The 18,991-nt window shown below is 61.4% G+C and carries 16 protein-coding genes and 1 riboswitch; of the genes, 13 read left to right on the plus strand and 3 right to left on the minus strand.

Features of this window, described 5'->3' with window-relative positions; all coding sequences use genetic code 11:
- Positions 1 to 305 precede the first annotated feature (305 nt).
- Positions 306 to 415, plus strand: a riboswitch (guanidine-I (ykkC/yxkD leader).
- Between the two features lie 74 nt (positions 416 to 489).
- The 7 genes from N5D22_RS24645 (at position 490) to atzF (ending at position 10,197) form a co-directional block, all read left to right on the plus strand.
- Complete coding sequence (locus N5D22_RS24645; RefSeq protein ID WP_279658669.1) at positions 490 to 1,563, plus strand: putative urea ABC transporter substrate-binding protein; 1,074 nt, start codon at positions 490 to 492, stop codon at positions 1,561 to 1,563.
- Positions 1,564 to 1,622: 59 nt separating this feature from the next.
- Positions 1,623 to 2,441 carry an ABC transporter permease gene (locus N5D22_RS24650; RefSeq protein ID WP_279658668.1) on the plus strand — a complete coding sequence of 273 codons (819 nt, stop codon included), beginning with the start codon at positions 1,623 to 1,625 and terminating at the stop codon, positions 2,439 to 2,441.
- On the plus strand, positions 2,438 to 3,184 hold the full coding sequence (locus tag N5D22_RS24655; RefSeq protein WP_279658667.1) for an ABC transporter ATP-binding protein: 747 nt from the start codon (positions 2,438 to 2,440) through the stop codon (positions 3,182 to 3,184). Before N5D22_RS24650 ends, N5D22_RS24655 begins: the two co-directional genes overlap by 4 nt.
- 163 nt (positions 3,185 to 3,347) lie before the next feature.
- Positions 3,348 to 4,163, plus strand: coding sequence for an urea amidolyase associated protein UAAP1 (locus N5D22_RS24660; protein WP_279658666.1), 816 nt, complete (start codon positions 3,348 to 3,350; stop codon positions 4,161 to 4,163).
- Positions 4,164 to 4,179: 16 nt separating this feature from the next.
- The gene (locus N5D22_RS24665; protein WP_279658665.1) at positions 4,180 to 4,830 is read left to right on the plus strand and encodes an urea amidolyase associated protein UAAP2; all 651 of its coding nucleotides are present in this window, start codon (positions 4,180 to 4,182) and stop codon (positions 4,828 to 4,830) included.
- Positions 4,831 to 4,834: 4 nt separating this feature from the next.
- Complete coding sequence (gene uca, locus N5D22_RS24670; protein ID WP_279658664.1) at positions 4,835 to 8,371, plus strand: urea carboxylase; 3,537 nt, start codon at positions 4,835 to 4,837, stop codon at positions 8,369 to 8,371.
- Positions 8,371 to 10,197, plus strand: a complete 1,827-nt coding sequence (atzF, locus tag N5D22_RS24675; protein ID WP_279658663.1) for an allophanate hydrolase — start codon at positions 8,371 to 8,373, stop codon at positions 10,195 to 10,197. Before uca ends, atzF begins: the two co-directional genes overlap by 1 nt.
- 276 nt (positions 10,198 to 10,473) lie before the next feature.
- On the opposite strand, the gene N5D22_RS24680 is transcribed toward atzF, so the two are convergent.
- Positions 10,474 to 11,325 carry a LysR family transcriptional regulator gene (locus N5D22_RS24680; protein WP_279658662.1) on the minus strand — a complete coding sequence of 284 codons (852 nt, stop codon included), beginning with the start codon at positions 11,323 to 11,325 and terminating at the stop codon, positions 10,474 to 10,476.
- A gap of 90 nt (positions 11,326 to 11,415) precedes the next feature.
- Here N5D22_RS24680 and N5D22_RS24685 point away from each other — a divergent pair, with 90 nt between their 5' ends.
- The 5 genes from N5D22_RS24685 to tsaA all read left to right on the plus strand — a co-directional run bounded on the left by N5D22_RS24685 (position 11,416) and on the right by tsaA (position 16,281).
- Positions 11,416 to 12,672: an MFS transporter gene (locus N5D22_RS24685; protein WP_279658661.1), complete on the plus strand. Its 1,257-nt coding sequence runs from the start codon at positions 11,416 to 11,418 to the stop codon at positions 12,670 to 12,672.
- Positions 12,673 to 12,904: 232 nt separating this feature from the next.
- A complete protein-coding gene (locus tag N5D22_RS24690; protein ID WP_279658660.1) occupies positions 12,905 to 13,942 on the plus strand; it encodes an iron ABC transporter substrate-binding protein in 1,038 nt (345 codons plus the stop codon).
- Positions 13,939 to 14,967 carry an iron ABC transporter permease gene (locus N5D22_RS24695; RefSeq protein WP_279658659.1) on the plus strand — a complete coding sequence of 343 codons (1,029 nt, stop codon included), beginning with the start codon at positions 13,939 to 13,941 and terminating at the stop codon, positions 14,965 to 14,967. The genes N5D22_RS24690 and N5D22_RS24695 overlap by 4 nt, the downstream gene beginning before the upstream one ends.
- On the plus strand, positions 14,964 to 15,767 hold the full coding sequence (locus N5D22_RS24700) for an ABC transporter ATP-binding protein (protein ID WP_279658687.1): 804 nt from the start codon (positions 14,964 to 14,966) through the stop codon (positions 15,765 to 15,767). Before N5D22_RS24695 ends, N5D22_RS24700 begins: the two co-directional genes overlap by 4 nt.
- Positions 15,757 to 16,281: a tRNA (N6-threonylcarbamoyladenosine(37)-N6)-methyltransferase TrmO gene (gene tsaA, locus N5D22_RS24705; RefSeq protein WP_279658658.1), complete on the plus strand. Its 525-nt coding sequence runs from the start codon at positions 15,757 to 15,759 to the stop codon at positions 16,279 to 16,281. The genes N5D22_RS24700 and tsaA overlap by 11 nt, the downstream gene beginning before the upstream one ends.
- A gap of 5 nt (positions 16,282 to 16,286) precedes the next feature.
- On the opposite strand, the gene N5D22_RS24710 is transcribed toward tsaA, so the two are convergent.
- Entirely contained in the window at positions 16,287 to 16,496 is a 210-nt protein-coding gene (locus N5D22_RS24710; RefSeq protein ID WP_279658657.1) for a molybdopterin-binding protein, read from the minus strand.
- A 112-nt stretch (positions 16,497 to 16,608) separates the two neighbouring features.
- Between N5D22_RS24710 and N5D22_RS24715 the strand changes: the two genes are divergently transcribed.
- The gene (locus N5D22_RS24715) at positions 16,609 to 16,956 is read left to right on the plus strand and encodes a gamma-glutamylcyclotransferase (protein WP_279658656.1); all 348 of its coding nucleotides are present in this window, start codon (positions 16,609 to 16,611) and stop codon (positions 16,954 to 16,956) included.
- 319 nt (positions 16,957 to 17,275) lie between these two features.
- Here the strand turns inward: N5D22_RS24715 and N5D22_RS24720 are convergent, their stop codons facing one another.
- On the minus strand, positions 17,276 to 18,940 hold the full coding sequence (locus tag N5D22_RS24720) for an aromatic amino acid lyase (protein ID WP_279658655.1): 1,665 nt from the start codon (positions 18,938 to 18,940) through the stop codon (positions 17,276 to 17,278).
- Positions 18,941 to 18,991: the final 51 nt, after the last annotated feature.

Below are 18,991 nucleotides of genomic sequence, written 5' to 3' on the forward strand. Positions count from 1 at the left end.
GCGCTCAGGACGGGCGGCGGTCTTTGCTTCTGCGAGCCGGATGGAAGCGACTTTACCCCATGATATCTGGCGACGGCGGGCGATCTCCGGGTTTTTGCCTATCTCTTCGCGAAAAGAGATAGAGCGCCATAACCTTCACGCCCGGCGACGCCTGTTCCCCGACAGGCGCAGCAGCCTCCGCCCAAAAAATGCGCTTGGAAGCCCACCGGCAAGAACACAAATTAGGCATGCTCCGTCGCCCATCGCCAGAATTGCGCGTCAGAGCACCCATATTCAATCTGGCACGCGGTTTGCTTCGTTTATTTTGAGTTGGCCGCTAGGGTTCCGGTGCAGGTTTGCATGGCTGGTCCGAGAGCAGCCACTGTGCGAGGAGAAATCTCGCACGGATGCACGGCGGGACAAAAGCCCGGGAGACCTCGTTAGCCAAGGGATTGGCGGCGTTGGTCTATGCCGATCCCTTTTTGAAGACAAAGCAAAAGGGGAATACCAATGCAGACTTTCAGAACAATCATTTCCGTTTCGGTGCTGGGGGGCCTTCTTGCGCTCCCGCTCGTTTCGGCAGCGGATGCCGCGCCCAAGAAGGATTTCAAGGTCGCCTGGTCGATCTATGTGGGCTGGATGCCCTGGGGCTATGCCGCCGACCATGGCATCGTCAAGAAATGGGCCGATAAATACGGCATCAACATCGAGGTCACGCAGTTCAACGATTATGTGGAATCGATGAACCAGTATACGGCGGGCGCCTATGATGCCGTGACGCTGACCAACATGGACGGCCTTTCCATTCCGGCAGCTGGCGGCGTCGATACAACCGCCGTCATCGTCGGTGACTTCTCCAATGGAAACGATGCCGTCATCCTCAAGGACAAAAAAGACCTTGCCGAGATCAAGGGCCAGGACATCAATCTCGTGGAGTTCTCCGTGTCGCATTATCTGCTTGCACGGGCGCTCGAAACCATCGGCTCATCCGAACGCGATGTGAAAGTTGTCAACACCTCCGACGCGGACATGGTCGCCGCCTACCAGACACCGGAGGTTTCCGCTGTCGTGACGTGGAACCCGCTGGTGTCGACCATTCTCCAGAATTCCTCGGCCAACAAGGTTTTCGACAGTTCCAAGGTCCCCGGCGAGATCATCGATCTGATGGTCGCCCATACCGATGTGCTGAAGGATAATCCCGATTTCGGCAAGGCGCTTGCGGGCATCTGGTACGACACGATGAAGGTGATGACCGCCGAGAGTGCGGAAGGCAAGGCCGCGCGCGAGGCGATGGGCAAGGCATCCGGCACGGATCTTGCCGGTTTCGAGGCCCAGATGGCGGCCACCAAGCTGTTCGACAAGCCGGCCGACGCCGTCACCTTCACGGCTTCGCCGGACCTGCCGAAGACCATGGACCGGGTGCGGCACTTCCTGTTCGACAAGGGCCTGCTTGGCAACGGCGCTTCATCGGCGGACGCAATCGGCATCGCCTTTCCGGATGGTTCCGTCCGCGGTGACGCGTCCAACGTGAAGTTCCGCTTCACGACGGACTACATGGCCGAAGCAGCCAAGGGAATGCTCTGAGGACCAGCCGCACCGCGCCCCGGCGCGGCCTTCCATCCTGCCATCACCCGGAGTTTCCCATGCGCTGGATCAATTTGCGTCCTTCGAACGGCGCCCGCCTTGGACTTGCCGTCCTGCCCTTTGCAGCCGTGCTGATCGCTTACATGGTCGGCTCGGCCGCGCGGCTTGCCGAAAACGCCAACGACAAGCTTCTGCCGGGCTTTGCCGGCCTTGCCGACGCCATCAGCCGGCTGGCGGTCATTCCCGATTCTCGAACAGGTGATATTCTTTTATGGACGGATACGGCCGCAAGCCTCGTCCGCCTGTTTTCGGGACTGGGCATAGCAACGGCGATAGCATTGGCCGTCGGCATGCTGATCGGCATGCTGCCTTATGCCCGCTCGCTGCTTTCGCCCTTCGTCGGCGCCATTTCCATGGTGCCGCCGCTGGCGCTTTTGCCCATCCTTTTCATCCTGCTCGGCCTTGGCGAAATTTCCAAGATCGCACTCATCGTCATCGGTGTGGCGCCCGTGATGATCCGCGATCTGGCGCTCAGGGCCGTCGAACTGCCGCGCGAGCAGATCATCAAGGCCGAGACGCTGGGGGCAAACTCATGGCAGATCGCGCTGCGCGTGGTGCTGCCGCAGGTCCTGCCGCGGCTCATCACCTGTCTGCGTCTCCAGCTCGGACCGGCCTGGCTTTTCCTGATCGCGGCGGAAGCGATTTCGTCCGATGCGGGGCTCGGTTATCGCATCTTCCTCGTTCGTCGCTATCTCGCGATGGATGTGATTTTTCCCTATGTCATCTGGATCACCCTTATCGCCGTGCTGACCGACTGGCTGCTGGACCGGCTGCGCCTTGCCGTCTTTCCGTGGTCGGCAACGGAGAACAAGGCATGAGCACGCTCACCATCGACAATGTCTGGAAGGAATATGGCGACCAGATCGTGCTCGAGAATGTTTCGCTCGAGATCGAATCCCGCGCATTTGTCGCGCTTGTCGGTCCGTCCGGCTGCGGCAAGACAACCTTCCTGCGCATGATCCTCGGCCAGGAGCGGCCGAGCCGCGGCACGATCCTTCTCGACGGCAAACCGCTGCCCGACGAACCGGGACCGGACCGCGGCGTCGTGTTTCAGAAATATTCGGTGTTTCCGCACCTGACCGTGCTCGGTAACGTCCTGATCGGCAAGGAACTTGCCGCGTCAACCGTCAGCGGCAGGCTGTTCGGCGTCGCCCGCCGGACCGCGATAGACGAGGCCCGTACCATGATCGCCGATGTCGGCCTTTCAGGGTCGGAAGACAAATATCCTGCCCAGCTTTCCGGCGGCATGCAGCAGCGCCTCGCGCTTGCCCAGATGCTGCTGATGCGGCCGAAAATCCTGCTGCTCGACGAACCCTTCGGCGCACTTGATCCGGGCATTCGCGCCGAAATCCACCAGCTGATGAAACGGCTGTGGAACGAAGCGCAGATGACAGTGGTGATGGTGACGCACGACATGCGCGAGGCCTTCACGCTTGCCACCCGCGTCATCGCTTTCGAGCGCCCACGCGACCGCCCGGAGGAAAAACTGCGCTATGGCGCAACGGTCACCCGCGACATTTCGATCTGGCCGCCGCGCCGGGCCGGCGGCGTCGCCGCCTGAAACGATATGCATCAGGGCCAAGCCCTGATGTCGACTGCGCAGTTGCGGATAGAGGGGCGGCCCAACACCCCTGCCGGAATTGCTTCCGACGGCCCGCCGGGACGACCCGGCAAACAAGGGCAGACACCGGGACGACCCGAACTCAACTGCCATGGAGCACCTTATGCACCAAAGACGTTCGCCCGAAGAAATCGCCGCCAACCGCGCCCGTTATGAAGATCATCAGAAAAAAGGGCTGGAATTCGCGCCCAAGGCGCTGCCCGGCTTCAGCCTCCTGCCCGAACCCGCGCTCGACGAAACCCAAATCCTCCACCGCGAAATCATTCCCGGCGGCTGGTACTGGACGACCAGGCTGCGCCGGGAAGAGGTGCTGCGCATCAGCCTGAGCCACGGCTTCTCTTCGATTGCGCTCATCGCCTGGAATGCCGCCGACACCTCGGAACGCATCAATCTGCCCGATACGATCAAGGTGCAGTGGACGACGGGGCTTTCCAAAGGCCGCGTCATCTTTTCCGACATGGGGCGTGTGATGTTTTCGATTACCGAGGACAGTTCCGGCGCGCATGATTGCCTTGTCGGCGGCTCGAACGCGCAAAGCAACGCCCGTTATGAGGGCGCACATCTGCGCGACACGCGCGATAATTTCATCAAGCTAGCGATGAAGCTCGGCCTCGACCGCCGTGACATTCCGGCGGCGCTGACGCTTTTCGCACCCGTGCGTGTTGATGCCGAAGGCCGGTTTTTCTGGAACCCGGCCCTCCTCAATGGCGGGGACTATGTGGAACTGCGTGCGGAAATGGACATGCTGGTCGGTTTTTCCAATTGCCCGCATCCGCTCGATCCCAACCCGGCCTATGCGCCGAACCCGGTGACGGTCACCCGCCTTGCGGCCGCTCCGGTTGCCGCCGACGACCTGTGCCGGACGGCCACCGCCGAGGCCGTGCGCGGTTTCGAGAACAACGCGCTTTCCAACCTTTGAGCCGGGAGAAACGAACATGACCGATTTCATTGAAACCGTTTCGTCGCGCACATGTGAAAATGCAGCGCAAAACCACTACGTCCCGGCGGAAAAACCCTTCTCCACCTTCATCCGCAAGGGCGCCACGGTTCGCATCGAAGACACTTACGGCCAGCAGGCCATCGATACGCTGTTTTACAACGCTCGAGACTTTTCCGAACGCTACTCCAGTCAGGATACGGTGTGGGCGCAGGGCGCGGCCTATATTTCGACCGGCACGAAAATCATGTCGAGCGAGGGTCGTGTGATGTTGACGGTGACCGCCGACAGCTGCGGCCGTCACGATACCTCCGCCGGCGCCTGCTCCTGCGAAAGCAACACGGTGCGTTTCGGCCACGGAACGAAATATCTTCATGCCTGCCGGGACAATTTCGTCGCCGAAGTCGCCAGATACGGCATGGGCAAACGCGATGTCGTTTCCAATATCAACCTTTTCATGAATGTGCCCATCTCGCCCAATGGCGGCATGACCATCGTGGACGGCATTTCCTCACCCGGCGACTACGTCGAACTGGTGGCCGAGATGGATGTGCTGCTGGTCATCTCCAACTGCCCGCAGATCAACAATCCCTGCAATGGTTTCGATCCGACACCGATCAGGGTGCTCGTTTGGAACGGGGAGGAGTGAGCCGATGTTCAAGAAAGTCCTCATCGCCAATCGTGGCGAAATCGCCGTCCGCATCATCAGAACGCTGCGGGACATGGGTATTGCCTCCGTGGCGGTCTATTCCGATGCCGACCGCTTCGCCAGGGCGGCATTGACGGCCGACGAAGCGATACGCCTCGGGCCGGCGCCCTCCGCAGAAAGTTATCTCGATGTCGAAGCGGTGATTGCCGCCTGCAAAAAGACCGGGGCGGAAGCAGTCCATCCCGGTTATGGCTTTCTTTCCGAAAATATCGGCTTTGCCGAAAGGCTGGCGGCCGAAGGCATCGTCTTCATCGGCCCGACGCCGGAAAACATCGCCGATTTCGGCCTGAAGCACACCGCCCGGGAACTGGCGCAGAAAAGCCGTGTGCCGCTGCTTCCGGGCTCCGGGCTGCTTGGTTCGGTCAAAGAAGCGCTCGCCGCCGCGGAAGCCGTCGGTTATCCGGTCATGCTGAAATCCACCGCCGGCGGCGGCGGCATCGGCATGCAGCTCTGCGCCGACGACGCCGCGCTGAAAGCGGCCTTCGAGAGCGTGCAGCGCACGGCGAAAGCAAGCTTTGGCGACGCCCGCGTCTATCTGGAACGGTTCGTGGCAAAGGCTCGCCATGTCGAAGTGCAGATATTCGGCGACGGCAAGGGACGGGTGATCGCACTTGGCGAACGCGACTGCTCGCTTCAGCGCCGCAACCAGAAGGTCATCGAGGAAACACCAGCCCCCGGGCTTTCCGATGAGGTTCGGGCGCGCCTGCACGCGGCGGCCGTCTCGCTCGGAAAACAGGTGAATTATCGCTCCGCCGGCACGGTCGAGTTCATTTACGATCCGGCCCGCGAGGAATTCTATTTCCTGGAGGTCAATACGAGGCTGCAGGTGGAGCACCCGGTGACCGAAGCCGTCTTCGGCATCGATCTGGTGGAATGGATGATCCGTCAGGCCGCCGGCGACGATGTCCTGACCGGCGCAGAGGAGCTGATACCGAAGGGGGCGGCCATCGAGGCGCGTGTCTATGCGGAAATGCCGCATGCCGATTTTCGCCCGAGCGCCGGTCTTCTGACCGAAGTGGTTTTTCCCGAAGATGTCCGGGTCGATGGCTGGATAGAGACCGGCACGGACGTAACGCCTTTTTACGATCCCATGCTGGCCAAGATCATCGTCACGGGGGCGGATCGCAACGCGGCGATCGCCAGCCTCGGCGCCGCCCTGTCGAACACCGCGATTTCAGGCATCGAGACCAATCTCGACTATCTCAAGGCGATTGCCGGCTCCAGCCTTTTCCGGACCGGCAATGTCGCGACCACGGCGCTGAAGGATTTCCCCTTCGTGCCGGATGTCGTCGAGGTCATTGCACCGGGAGCGCAATCGAGCCTTCAGGAACTGCCTGGCCGTCTCGGCCTGTGGCATGTCGGGGTGCCGCCGAGCGGACCGATGGACGAACGTTCCTTCCGTCATGCGAACCGGCTGGTCGGCAATCACGACCACACGGCGGCTCTGGAAATCACCGTTTCCGGGCCGGTGCTCAAGTTCTTTGCGGATGTGACGGTGGCGCTTGCCGGCGCGGAAATGCCGATGACGTGCGACGGCGAACCCGTTCCGCATAACACCCCTGTCACGGTCAGGGCCGGGCAGACGCTTGCCATCGGCCAGATCAGCGGTGCGGGGCAGCGGGCCTATCTGGCGGTAGCAGGCGGTTTTGACGCGCCGGTCGTGCTCGGCTCGCGCGCCACTTTCGGGCTTGGCCAGTTCGGCGGCAACGCCACCGGCGCCTTGCGCGCCGGCCACGTTCTTCGCCTCGCCCGCGCGCCCCAAACCGATGCGAAAGCCGCCTCCGAACCTGCCGACCTGACCCGCGAATGGTCGGTGGGCGTGCTTTACGGGCCCCATGGCGCGCCGGATTTTTTCCTTGAGGACGATATCGAGACCCTGTTTGCGACCGAATATGAGGTACATTTCAATTCTGCCCGCACGGGTGTACGCCTCATCGGGCCCGCGCCGAAATGGGCGCGCCAGGACGGCGGGGAAGCCGGGCTTCACCCCTCGAACCTCCATGACAATGCCTATGCCATCGGCGCCATCGATTTTACGGGCGACATGCCGATCATTCTCGGGCCGGATGGCCCGTCCCTCGGCGGCTTCGTTTGCCCGGCGGTGATTGCCGCGGATGAGCAATGGAAGATGGGACAGTTCAAACCGGGCGACAAAATCCGCTTTCATCCGGTTGCGCGGGCGGCAGATCCCATTGCCGGCCCCATCGTCAAACGCATTGGCGACAATGCCGGCTCTCCTATTCTCGGCCATCGCGATGACGGCGAGGTTCCGGTCGTTTATCGCCGGCAGGGCGACGACAATCTGCTTGTCGAATATGGGCCGATGCAGCTCGATGTCAGCCTGCGCCTGCGCAGCCATCTTTTGATGCAGGCGGTGCGGGAAGCCGGCGTTCCCGGCCTGATAGACCTGACCCCCGGTATCCGCTCGCTGCAAATTCACTACGATGGATCGCATGTGACGCGTGGCCGGTTGCTCGGCCTTCTTTCCGAAATCGAAAGCGGCATGCCTTCCGTTCACTCGGTGAAGGTGCCGAGCCGTACCGTCTGGCTGCCGCTGTCATGGGACGATCCGGATGCGGCGCTGGCGATGCGAAAATATCAGGAACTGGTGCGCCCCAATGCGCCCTGGTGCCCCTCGAACATTGAATTCATCCGCCGCATCAACGGTCTGGATGACGAACAGGCGGTGAAAGACAAAATCTTCAACGCCTCCTATCTCGTCATGGGGCTTGGCGATGTCTATCTCGGCGCCCCGGTTGCCACGCCGCTCGACCCGCGCCATCGCCTCGTCACGACAAAATATAATCCGGCGCGCACCTGGACGCCGGAAAACGCCGTCGGCATCGGCGGCGCCTATATGTGCATCTACGGCATGGAGGGGCCGGGCGGTTATCAGCTCTTCGGGCGCACCATCCAGATGTGGAATACGTGGCGGCAAACGCCGGTCTTCGGCAAGGACAAACCCTGGCTGCTCGATTTCTTCGATCAGGTCCGTTTCTTTCCCGTCAGCCACGGCGAATTGACCGAAGCCCGCGCCGCCTTTCCCCATGGGGGTTATCCCGTCCGTATCGAAGAGGGCGAGTTTTCCTATGCGGATTACGAGGCGGAGCTTCAGAAGAATGCCGCCGCAATCGGCGCATTCAAGGCCGGCCAGCAGGCCGCCTTCGAGGCGGAACGCCAACGCTGGAAAGATCAGGGGCTCGACAGTTTTGTGGTCGATGAAGGCGTCGGTCCCGGCCTCGGCGGCGATATTCCCGACGGCTGCTTCGGCATTGAAAGTGCCGTGCCGGGCAATGTCTGGAAGGTGCTGGTGGAAAAAGGGCAGAAGGTGGCGGCCGGAGAAACGCTCGCCATCATCGAATCCATGAAGATGGAAATCACCGTCAACGCGCACGCCGCGGGCAAGGTGCGCGATCTCCGCGCCGGGCCGGGCCGCAATGTCAGGGCCGGCGACGTGCTGGTCGTTCTGGAGGCCATGTAATGTTGCCGATCATTCTCGATATCGCCTCGCTGAAAGCCGCCTATGCAAAGGGGCTGAGCCCGCTCGATCTCGTCGAGGCGATAATTCGTCGCATCGACGCGTCGGACGATCCGGCGATCTTCATAACGAAGACGCCGGACGAATATCTGCGCGCCGCCGCCCGCGACCTCCTGGCCCGCGCGCCAAAGGCCAACAGCCTGCCGCTCTGGGGCGTGCCTTTTGCCGTCAAGGACAATATCGACGTTGCCGGCCTGCCGACAACGGCCGCCTGCCCGGCCTTTGCCTATCTGCCGCAACAGGATGCGACCGTCATCGCCCGGCTGAAGGCCGCGGGTGCAATCGTCATCGGCAAGACCAATCTCGACCAGTTCGCCACCGGGCTTAACGGCACACGCTCGCCCCACGGCGCGCCGCGATCGGTGTTCGACAGGGCCTATGTGTCGGGAGGCTCGTCCTCCGGCTCCGCCGTGGCGGTGGCGTCTGGCCTTGCCAGTTTTGCGCTCGGCACGGATACGGCCGGCTCCGGCCGCGTGCCGGCCGCCTTCAACAATATTGTCGGCATCAAGCCGACACCCGGACTGGTGCCGAATGTCGGCGTCGTACCCGCATGCCGTTCGGTGGATGTCGTGACCGTCTTTTCCGCCACGGTGGGCGACGGCGTGGCCGTGCGCAGGGTCATGGAGGGTTATGACCCCGGCGATCCCTTCTCGCGCAGGGCAAAGCCGGCCGCCCTGCCGGCTGCCAAGCTGCGCATTGGTGTGCTTGAACCCGGGGAACGGGAATTTTTCGGCAATGCCGCTTTCGAGGCGCTTTATGACGCGGCTGTCGAAAAAGCGGAAATGCTCGGCGCAGAGATCGTCCCCTTCGATTATGCGCCGTTCCGTCAGGCCGCCGAGCTGCTCTATAACGGCCCATGGGTGGCCGAGCGTCTGGCGGCGGTGAAGCATTTCCTGGCGACCAATGCCGGCGATTTCGATCCCACCGTAAGGGCAATCATCGAAGGAGCAAGGCGATACGATGCCGTCGACGCCTTCGAGGGACTATACGGGCTTGAGACGCTTCGCCAGAAGGCATCAGCGGAATGGGCGAAAGCCGATGTGTTGATGTTGCCGACATCGCCGACCACCTACACGGTGGAGGAGATGCGCGCGGACCCGATCGCGAAGAACGGCCATTTCGGGCGATATACCAATTTCGCCAATCTGTTCGGTTATGCGGCCATCGCTGTTCCCGCGGGCTTCGATATCGCGGATCATCTGCCTGCGGGTGTCACCCTGTTCGGCCCGGCCTTTTCCGACGATGCGCTGGCGCCATTTGCCGATATGCTGCACCGTGCATTGCAGCCCGGCATGGGCAGGGACCGCAAGGCTGCCCTGCCGGAAGCTTCGAAAGTGACGGATAGCGATGACGGGCTGGTGCCGATTGTCGTTGTCGGCGCCCATCTCACCGGCATGCCGCTCAATCACGAACTCACAGGCCCCGGCGGCCGGCTGATGAAATCCTGCCGCACGGCCGGCGACTACCGGCTGTTCGTCTTGCCGAATACCGTTCCGCCGAAACCCGGCCTGCTGCGGGAGCCCGGCTTTAAAGGCGCGGGGCTGGAGGTGGAGGTCTGGAGGGTGACGCCCGAGACCTTCGGACGTTTCGTGCAGAACATTCCCGCCCCGCTCGGCATCGGCAAGGTGACGCTGGACGACGGGTCACAAATCTCCGGCTTCCTGTGCGAACCCTATGCGCTCAGGGACGCCGTGGAAGTGACGGGTCTTGGCGGTTGGCGCGCCTATATCCGCTCAATCAAAAATGAAGAAGGGAAAAGCCATGCGTAACATTTTCTCAAAATATACGGGCCTCATACGGCGAGGAATGGTGATGCTTTTGACCGCGAGAGCCGGAATGTATTGGGGCGGAGGACACCGAAACGGCTAAGCCGGCCTGCGCGATCGGGCTGTTCAGCATGCAATGCGCTTGAGCCCGATCGTTCGCCATGAGGCTTAGTTAGCGGTAGGTCTGGCAGGCCGCATAAGCGGCGCAGCTGGCATTTTACGATCAATCACGAAACCCAACTATGCCGGCTCACATCCGGGCCGCAAAAAGCCGCCGTTTCAAGGTGATCGAAAAGCGCGCGTGATCCGTCGAAGCACGGCGTTCGCGTGGTCGCCGGTGACCGTGGAAATCATCACGACATCCAGTTTCGGCAACCCGGGCAGCACCTCGCCGCTCACTTCCCGCACGCCGGCGGGAGCCGCGCTTTGCGCCAGAAGCGCAACGCCGATTCCGGCTTCGGCAGCCGCGCCCACCGCCGTTGCGCCGGTCCCGACAAACGCCTCATGCCAGGAGATGTCTGCGGCATCCAGCGCGCGAAGGGCCATGGCCCGCAAATTGCAGGGTTCCGGCTGCAGAACAAGGGGTACGGATCGGCCTGGAGAGAGATCGAAATCCGCGCTGCAGTACCAGCCAAAGCTCTCCTGAAACAGCGGCTCGCCATCCCGACGGATATCGTCATGCCGCAACACCACAATCGCATCGAGGTCTCCGGCATCGTAGAGTTCAAGCAGCGTCCTTGTGCCGGCGGTTCGAAGATGAAGCGTAACGCCCGTCTCGCGCTCGCTGACCATCCGGAGTATCCGAGGCAGGTCCGCCCCGATCAGATGATGGGTGACACCGATCGCCAGACGCGTCGGCTCCTGCCCAAAGACATCGAGCGCGCGACGGCCGGCGGCGACATAGGCGCGTGCCGGTTCAAGAAAGCGTTCGCCGGCGGCCGTCAATCGCACGCGGCGCGGCGTTCGCTCAAGCAGGCGATGCCCCAGCATCTCCTCAAGCCGGCGCAGGCGCAGGGAAATGGCCGCCTGCGTCGTATTCATCACGCCTGCAACCCGCGTGAACGACTGCAATTCGGCAACAAGAAGAAAGGCCTCGACGGCCTCGGGATCCAGTGAACGCATGGCTTTCATAACAAGCTGTTATCGCTGAAACTTGCAAGCCCTGAATTCTATCGGCTCCGCAGCAGGGTTATTGCAGGAGACCCTCGACAGGAGCTTTTCGTGCCGCCACAGATATCTTCCGCCTCGCCTCGCCCCGCACCTGCCGCCGACCACAAAATCTGGGCGGTCCTTGCCGTTGCGGTTGGAACACAAACCGCAGGCTCATTCGTATCCCAGGGAATTTACATTCTCGTGCCCTTCTGGCGGGAAGCATTCGGCGTTTCCCTTGCATCTGCCTCGCTTGCCGTCACTGTCATGAACGGTGTCCAGATCGCCACGATGTTCACGCTCGGGCGCGCCATCGACATGCACGGCGAAAGGCGCATCGTCGGCATCGCCATGCTCGGCATGGCGATTGCCATGGCCTGCGCGGCGGCATTCGCAAACAGCCTGCCCGCGCTGCTTGCCTGCATCGCATTTCTGGGCGGCACCTACGCAGCCGTGCAACCCGGCGGCACACGGGCGATCATGCGCTGGTTTCCGCCCGAAAAACGCGGCATTGCGACGGGGTTCCGGCAGGCCGCCGTTCCCTTCGGGACAATGATTGCGGCCGCTCTCCTGCCGCTCTTGGCTGTCCGTTACGGGTGGCACGTCGCAGCCTGGCTCTGCGCCGGTGTTTCCATCGCCGGCGCCGCACTCTTCTGGGGACTTTATCGCGAGGGAAGCGACATCGCCGCCAAAACCGAGCGGCCGCTTCCTTTGGCAAAACTCACCCGTACGGTCGGGCAGGACCGCAGCTTCTGGCCGGTATTGCGGCTTGGTATCGCCATGTCCGCCTTTCAATTCACCCTCACGGCTCATGTCATCGGCTTCATGGCCGATGGGCTGGGACTTGGCCTTTTTGTCGCCTCCTCGATGTTCGCCGTCACACAGCTTGCGGGCATTCCGGGCCGCATTCTGCTGCCGTGGATCAGCGACCGTTTCCGGCCCGGCCTGCGTGGTCAATCGTTCGGCCTGGTATCCATCATAGCCGCCGGCGTCGCCACAATCCTTGCGGCCCTCCCCGTCGGCACGCCGCTACCGGTGATGCTCTTCCTGCTTGTCGTGCTGGGGTTATTCGGGATCGGCTGGTTTCCGCTTTACCTCCTGCAGATCGCGGAGAGCGCACCGAAAGGGTCGATAGCCTCCACGATCGCCTTTGCATCAACGGTCTGTTTGGCGGTCATGGCACTGGGTCCTTACATATTCGGGCTTCTGGTCGATCATTTTGGTTATGGAGCAGCATGGTCGGCATTGATCCTGCCGGTGCTCCTGGCGGCGCTGCCTCTGGCAATCCCGTCCCCGCGCCTCCCGGGAGCTAAAATTGACCGGCAATGAAACAGGACGGCGCCGCTGGGCTCAGTGGTGATATTGGGGGCTTGCGGAATCCATTATGCTTTTTCATTCCGATCTCGGGTGGCGTAAAAAAGAGGTCCACCCCGCCCAAGCGAGCCATCATTGGCTTCGATCGAGAAACGGAACCCGTTCGGGCATCGAGATATTCCATTAAATATAACGGCGTGCAATAGTCCGCCGGTTCGTTCTCGTCACAACAAGGCAAGAGACTGGTATGCTCAGATTTCTGACGGTCCTGTCATTCGCAATTCTCGGTGTTCTGGCGACCGATGCGCAGGCGCGCATGATTACCGACGCCGCAGGCCGCAAGGTCGAAATCCCCGACGGGATCGGCCGCGTGCTGCCCGCCGGTCCGCCGGCATCCATCCTGGTTTACGCGCTGGCGCCGGAAAAGCTGACAGGATGGGTGAGATCGCCCAGCGACGAGGAGAAGGCCTATCTGCTTCCGTCCGTTCGCGACCTCCCGACCTATGGGCGGCTGACCGGAAAAGGCGGGACGGCGAACATGGAAGCGGTGCTGGCCGCCAAGCCAGACATCATTCTCGACGTTGGAACCGTGGATGCTACCTACGCCTCGCTTGCCGACAGGGTTCAGGCCCAGACCGGCATCCCCTACGTGCTGATCGACGGTAGTTTCGCCAAATCCGGCGAGACGCTGCGGCAGATCGGCGATCTGCTGGGGGTCGAAGAGCGGGCCAAGATGCTCGCAGACTATTCCGATGCCACCATCAAGAGGCTGAACGACAAGCTCGGGGCGGTCCCGACGACCAAGCGTCCGAAGGTCTATTATGGACGCGGTCCGGAAGGATTGGAGACCGGCCTCTCCGGGTCGATCAATCTGGAAATCCTCGAGACGGCCGGCGCGACCAATGTTGCAGCCGCGGCGGGCACCGGCGGGCTGACCCAGGTTTCGCTGGAACAGATCCTGTCCTGGAATCCCGACACAATCCTCGCTGCCAGCGGCAAGTTCGCAAAGACCGTCAAGAGCGATCCTCTTTGGGCCAATATCGACGCCGTCAAAAACAAGCGTGTTTTCGTGGCGCCGTCCCTGCCTTTCGGCTGGTTCGATTCGCCGCCTGGCATCAACCGGCTGATCGGCATCGCCTGGCTGGAGAAGCTTTTCTATCCGGCGACGTTTTCCGAAGATCTCTCGGCAGAGGTTCGCACATTCTACAAGCTGTTCTATCAGGTCGCTCTCACCGACGACCAGGTGACGGCGCTGTTGAAGGGCGCCTTGACGGAATCGCAATGACGGCCGTTGTGGTGACGCGACCGCGCAACACCGCCGCCGGCTTATGGCTTGGTCTCTGCGGTTTGCTGGCTCTGTCCATCATCTCGATGATGGTCGGAAAATACGGCGCCGGGCCGGTTGCGCTGTTTGGTGCGGCAAAGGCGGCGCTGACCGGCGGGATGACTGATCCGATTTTGTCGACCGTACTGTGGAATGTCCGCCTGCCCCGTGTTCTGGCCGGCGTCTGTGTCGGCGCGGCGCTTGCGGCGGCCGGCGCCACTTATCAGGGCCTGTTCCGCAATCCGCTGGTCTCCCCCGATATTCTCGGCGTTTCCGCCGGCGCCAGTCTCGGCGCGGTCCTCGGCATCTTCCTGTCCCTCCCCGTCATCGCCATCCAGTTGCTCGGCTTCGTCGGCGGTCTCCTTGCTGTTGCCGCCGTTTATGCCATCGGCGCCTCCATTCGTGGCCGAGATCCGGTGCTAACCCTTGTGCTTGCCGGCGTTGCGATCGGTGCGGTTGTCGGCGCAGGTATTTCGCTGACCAAGATCCTCGCCGATCCCTATGACCAGCTTCCAGCCATCACCTACTGGTTGCTAGGCAGCCTGACGGCGATCACCCACTTTGACGCCTTCTCCATTCTGCCGGCCCTGATCATTGGCTTTGTCCCGCTCTTCCTGTTGCGCTGGCGCATGAACGTGATGACGCTCGGCGACGACGAAGCTCAGACGATGGGTATCGACACATTTCGCACACGCGCACTTCTCATCGCGGCCGCAACGCTGATCACCGCTGCCTCCGTTTCTGTAACCGGGATCATCGGCTGGGTCGGCCTGATCATTCCCCACATGGCCCGCATGCTTGTCGGTCCCGACTTTCGAAAACTGCTGCCGGCCTCGATGATGCTCGGCGGCGGCTATCTGCTGGTGGTCGACATGCTGGCCCGCAGCATCGCGCTGATAGAGGTGCCGCTCGGCATCCTGACGGCGGCAGTTGGAGCACCATTCTTTCTCTGGCTGCTCGCAGCCGGCAAAAAGGGTTGGCAATGATACTCGAGTTACGTGCTCTCGGCTTCGGCCACGGCCGCCGTACGATCGGCAGGGAAGTAACCCTCGCCGTCGCAAAGGGCGAGGTTTTGGCGCTGTTGGGACCTAACGGAGTCGGAAAGACCACATTGTTCAAAACCATCCTGGGTCTATTGCCGGTTCAGGCGGGTGAGGTTCTCCTCGACGGGAAAGCGCTCTCCGGTTGGTCGCGTCGCGAACGGGCCAAGCGCATCGCCTACGTCCCACAGACACACGCTGCACTTTTTCCGTTCACCGTTCTCGATGTCGTGCTGATGGGCCGCACTGCGCACCTGCCAGCCTTTGCAGCGCCCGATGGGCATGACCGGGATATCGCGCTGGGCGCCCTGGCCGGTCTTGGTATGGGGCATCTGCAAGACCGCCCCTATACCGAGGTCAGCGGCGGCGAACGCCAGATGGCCCTGATTGCGCGGGCTCTCGCCCAGCAGCCGGAAATCCTGGTGATGGACGAACCCACGGCAAACCTCGACTACGGCAACCAGCTGCGGCTGCTTTCCCATATCCAGCAGCTGGCGGCACGCGGGATTTCGATCATCCTGTCGACCCACAATCCCGATCACGTCTTCATGGTCGCAGATCGCGTTGCCCTGTTTCATGCCGGCGAACTTATTGGGCTCGGACCGACCGCAGAGGTGCTGACGCCCGAAGCACTCAAACAGCTCTATGGTATCGACGTTGTCGTCGGCTCCATCGACGGCAGCGAAGCGCGGCTTTGCGCACCGCGTGCTCGATCATCGACAGAAGGAGATACCGATGGTTCGTGAGAACGAAATCCGTGAAAACGAAGTCGCCGTCGACCCGCCGCCGGCGACGGATGCCGGCCTGGTGTTCATCGGCAGCATCTCGACACCATGGACATCGCGCATGGAGACGCCAAGGCAGGGCCGGCATGACGGCCCCATCTGCAGGATCGAGATCTTCGAGCCCTGGATTATGGGCTTGCGCGGTATCGATGCCTTCGAACGGCTGGAAGTTCTCTATTGGCTTGATCGGTCACGCCGTGATCTCGTCCTGCAAAGCCCGGCCAGCAATGGCAAGGTGCACGGGACCTTTTCGTTACGCTCCCCGGTGCGGCCGAATCCGATCGGCACATCGATCGTCAAGCTCGAGGCCGTCGAGGGCGCAACGCTTCTGGTGCGCGGCCTCGACTGCCTGGATGGCACGCCGTTGATCGATCTCAAGCCCGACCGCACCCTGTTCAAGCCAATCGCGCCGCCGCAGCCGGGCGATTTCCAGACCGGCGACGATGGGAGCGCACATTATTGCCAGAAACCCTGAAACGATCAGTCGACGCCAACCATCACGTCGGAGGACTTGATGATCGCATAGGCCGAGCCACCGACAGCAAGGCCGAGTTCGTCAACCGACTGGTTGGTAATCGACGCAGTGACGATCGCGCCGCCGCCGATGTCGATGAAGACATGGGATGTCGTTGCACCCTTGGTGACCTCGACGATTTTACCCTTGAGCTGATTGCGTGCGCTGATTTTCATGGTGTCCTCCCTTGGACATTGTATCGGCTTCAAACGAGTCGAGCGTTATTTCGATCGATGCAGCATTGCCATAACCCGCCAATCCGAACAACCGCCGCAAACAAGGTGCCCGATGTCTGACCCTCTAACCATCCATCTCTTCTCCTATGGAACACTGCAACTGGACAATGTCCAGATGGCGTCGTTTGGACGGCTATTGCATGGCTCGGACGACAGCATGCCGGGGTTTCGCAAGGAAATGGTCGAGATCACCGATCCGGCCGTGCTGGAGAAAAGTGGCGAGCGCTACCATCCGATTGTTCTTCCCTCCGGTAATCCCGATGATGCGGTAACCGGCAAAGTGTTCCGGATCACCGCCGAGGAACTGGTTGCGGCAGACGCCTATGAAGTGTCCGACTATAAACGAATAGAAGTAACCCTGAAATCCGGCATCCCTGCCTGTGTCTACGTCAAGGCCTGAATGGCTCTGGCCCCAACCGGAACTCAAATGTCGATTGGCAATTCAATGGCACTATGGGATGCTCAGGCTCCCGGCCGTCATCTGCGCGCTGATTGAAACGTTCCGTTCGCGATGATCGCGGTTATTGGCGAGCACGGCCCGCTGACGCCGGAAGCCGATACCGACGAGAGGAACCCGAAGCACGCATCCTATCCAAGGTTCCCCACGGATAGAAATGGCAGAGGTCGTCGGGCCGTGCCGCAGCGTCGAGTTTCTGCTTTGCGAAACGGTCCGAAGACGTCGGTCCTCTCATCTGGTTCAACACCAATACAACAACTGCTCAACGGGCCTTTAGAAAGCGATAACCCGTACTGAAATCATTGCTGTATATTCGGTCCGTCGCCACAAAGGGCACACCCTGGCGATAGTCTTCAAACAACGCTTTCGTTCCCGCTCCCAACTGCCCGGGTTTGCGCAGATCAACAGCTTGCGCCGCATGTAGCAACTGGATCGAGGACATCCAGTACAGGTTATCCAGAATTCGGCCGAGATTGGCGACCGAAAGCGGAGCGTGGCTGTCCAGATCCTCGATATTTCCTGCCATCGCAATCGAGCCGACCGGGGCCTGCGCGCCGATCTGCTGATTTTCGGCCAGAAGCGCGACGAGCGGTTTCTGGATCGCGCCAAACGCATGTCCTTGATTGGTTTCAGCAGCAAGGAACCGCGAAAGATGCGTCAAATCCGGGTTCTCGAAGCGGATCGTCTGCATCGTAATGGCCTGTGACAGACGCACCAGCGCCGTGTTCAGTGCTTCAACCCTTGAGGCCACCGGCAGCATCTCAAAACCCGCACTCGGATAGATCGCTCCCGATACTTCGCCCTCGATAAAATATTGCGAGACCTGCCCGGAAGCCTTGTCGTCCGAGGCTCCCGCAACCACGCCCGGATTGTCATCACTGTGATTGATCTGGATTTCCAGCGCCTTGGTCAGATCACGCGTTGCAATTTCGGCTCCGCCGAGCACATAGGCCATGGTGCGATAAGACAGCGGGTCCTGCAACGCCCTATCCTTCGAGGGTGACCAGAGATAGCTGCCGTCAAGAGCAGAGCGAACCATCAGTGCCCCGGATGTGTTTTCGGCAAAGGGGCGCAGCTCGTTCGTCGCTGCGAGGAAAGGGGCGACATTGCCGTTAAAACCTTCCAGTGCCAAACCAAAGACAACGGCTTCCTTCTCGAGATAGCCCGCCGTATCGTGCGCCAGCAGGGCAGCCTGCCCGGCGGTCAGCGCATTCGTGCTGAGGATTGAAAGGAAATCCTTGCCAACCGGCTCGAGCGGAGCGATGCCGGCGTCAGTCAGGGCACGCGCTGCGGGAATGCGGTTGCCTTTCATGAAGACCTCCCCCTCGCCGACCATCGCCAGACCGATATGGGAGGCAAGGGTGATATCCGCCTCGCCAACAGAACCGCGTGAAGGAACGACCGGGGTGATCCCCTGCTCCAGAAACTGTCGATACATTTCCGCAACGGCGCTCTGAACGCCGGTTCGGCCAGTTGCAATCTGGTTTAGACGGATCGCCATGCCCGCCCTCACGGCCTCGACCGCCATCGGCTCGCCCACGCCTGCGCCATGCGCGCGCAGGGATGTCGAATTGAAAGCGCGTGACAGTTTCAGCAGATCGTCGTCCAGCACGCGTTTGCCGTCCTTCATCGCGAAAACTGGGCGATCCTTGTTCCAGCCGACGCCGACCGTCAGGCCATAGACCGCCTTGCCTTGCAGGGCGGCCTCCATCACCAGATCGAAGCCTTCGGCGATCCGTTTGTTCGCGCTATCGGTGAGAGTAATTTTGGCGTTGCCGTCCCGCGCCAGGCCGACGACCTGTTCCACGGTGAGGTTTTGGCCGTCGATGGACCAATGTTCCGCCCGTGCGTTTGAAGCAGCAAGCCCGACGATCGCAAAAGCTGTGACAATGGAGAAGCGATGAATAGTCCCGTTTTTAACAGACATGATGTTCCCTTGAGTTGGTTATTATTATGCTGTCATGTTTGCAGCACTGTC

The organism is Agrobacterium sp. GD03872 (assembly GCF_029840625.1).
Lineage (GTDB): Bacteria > Pseudomonadota > Alphaproteobacteria > Rhizobiales > Rhizobiaceae > Agrobacterium > Agrobacterium fabrum_A.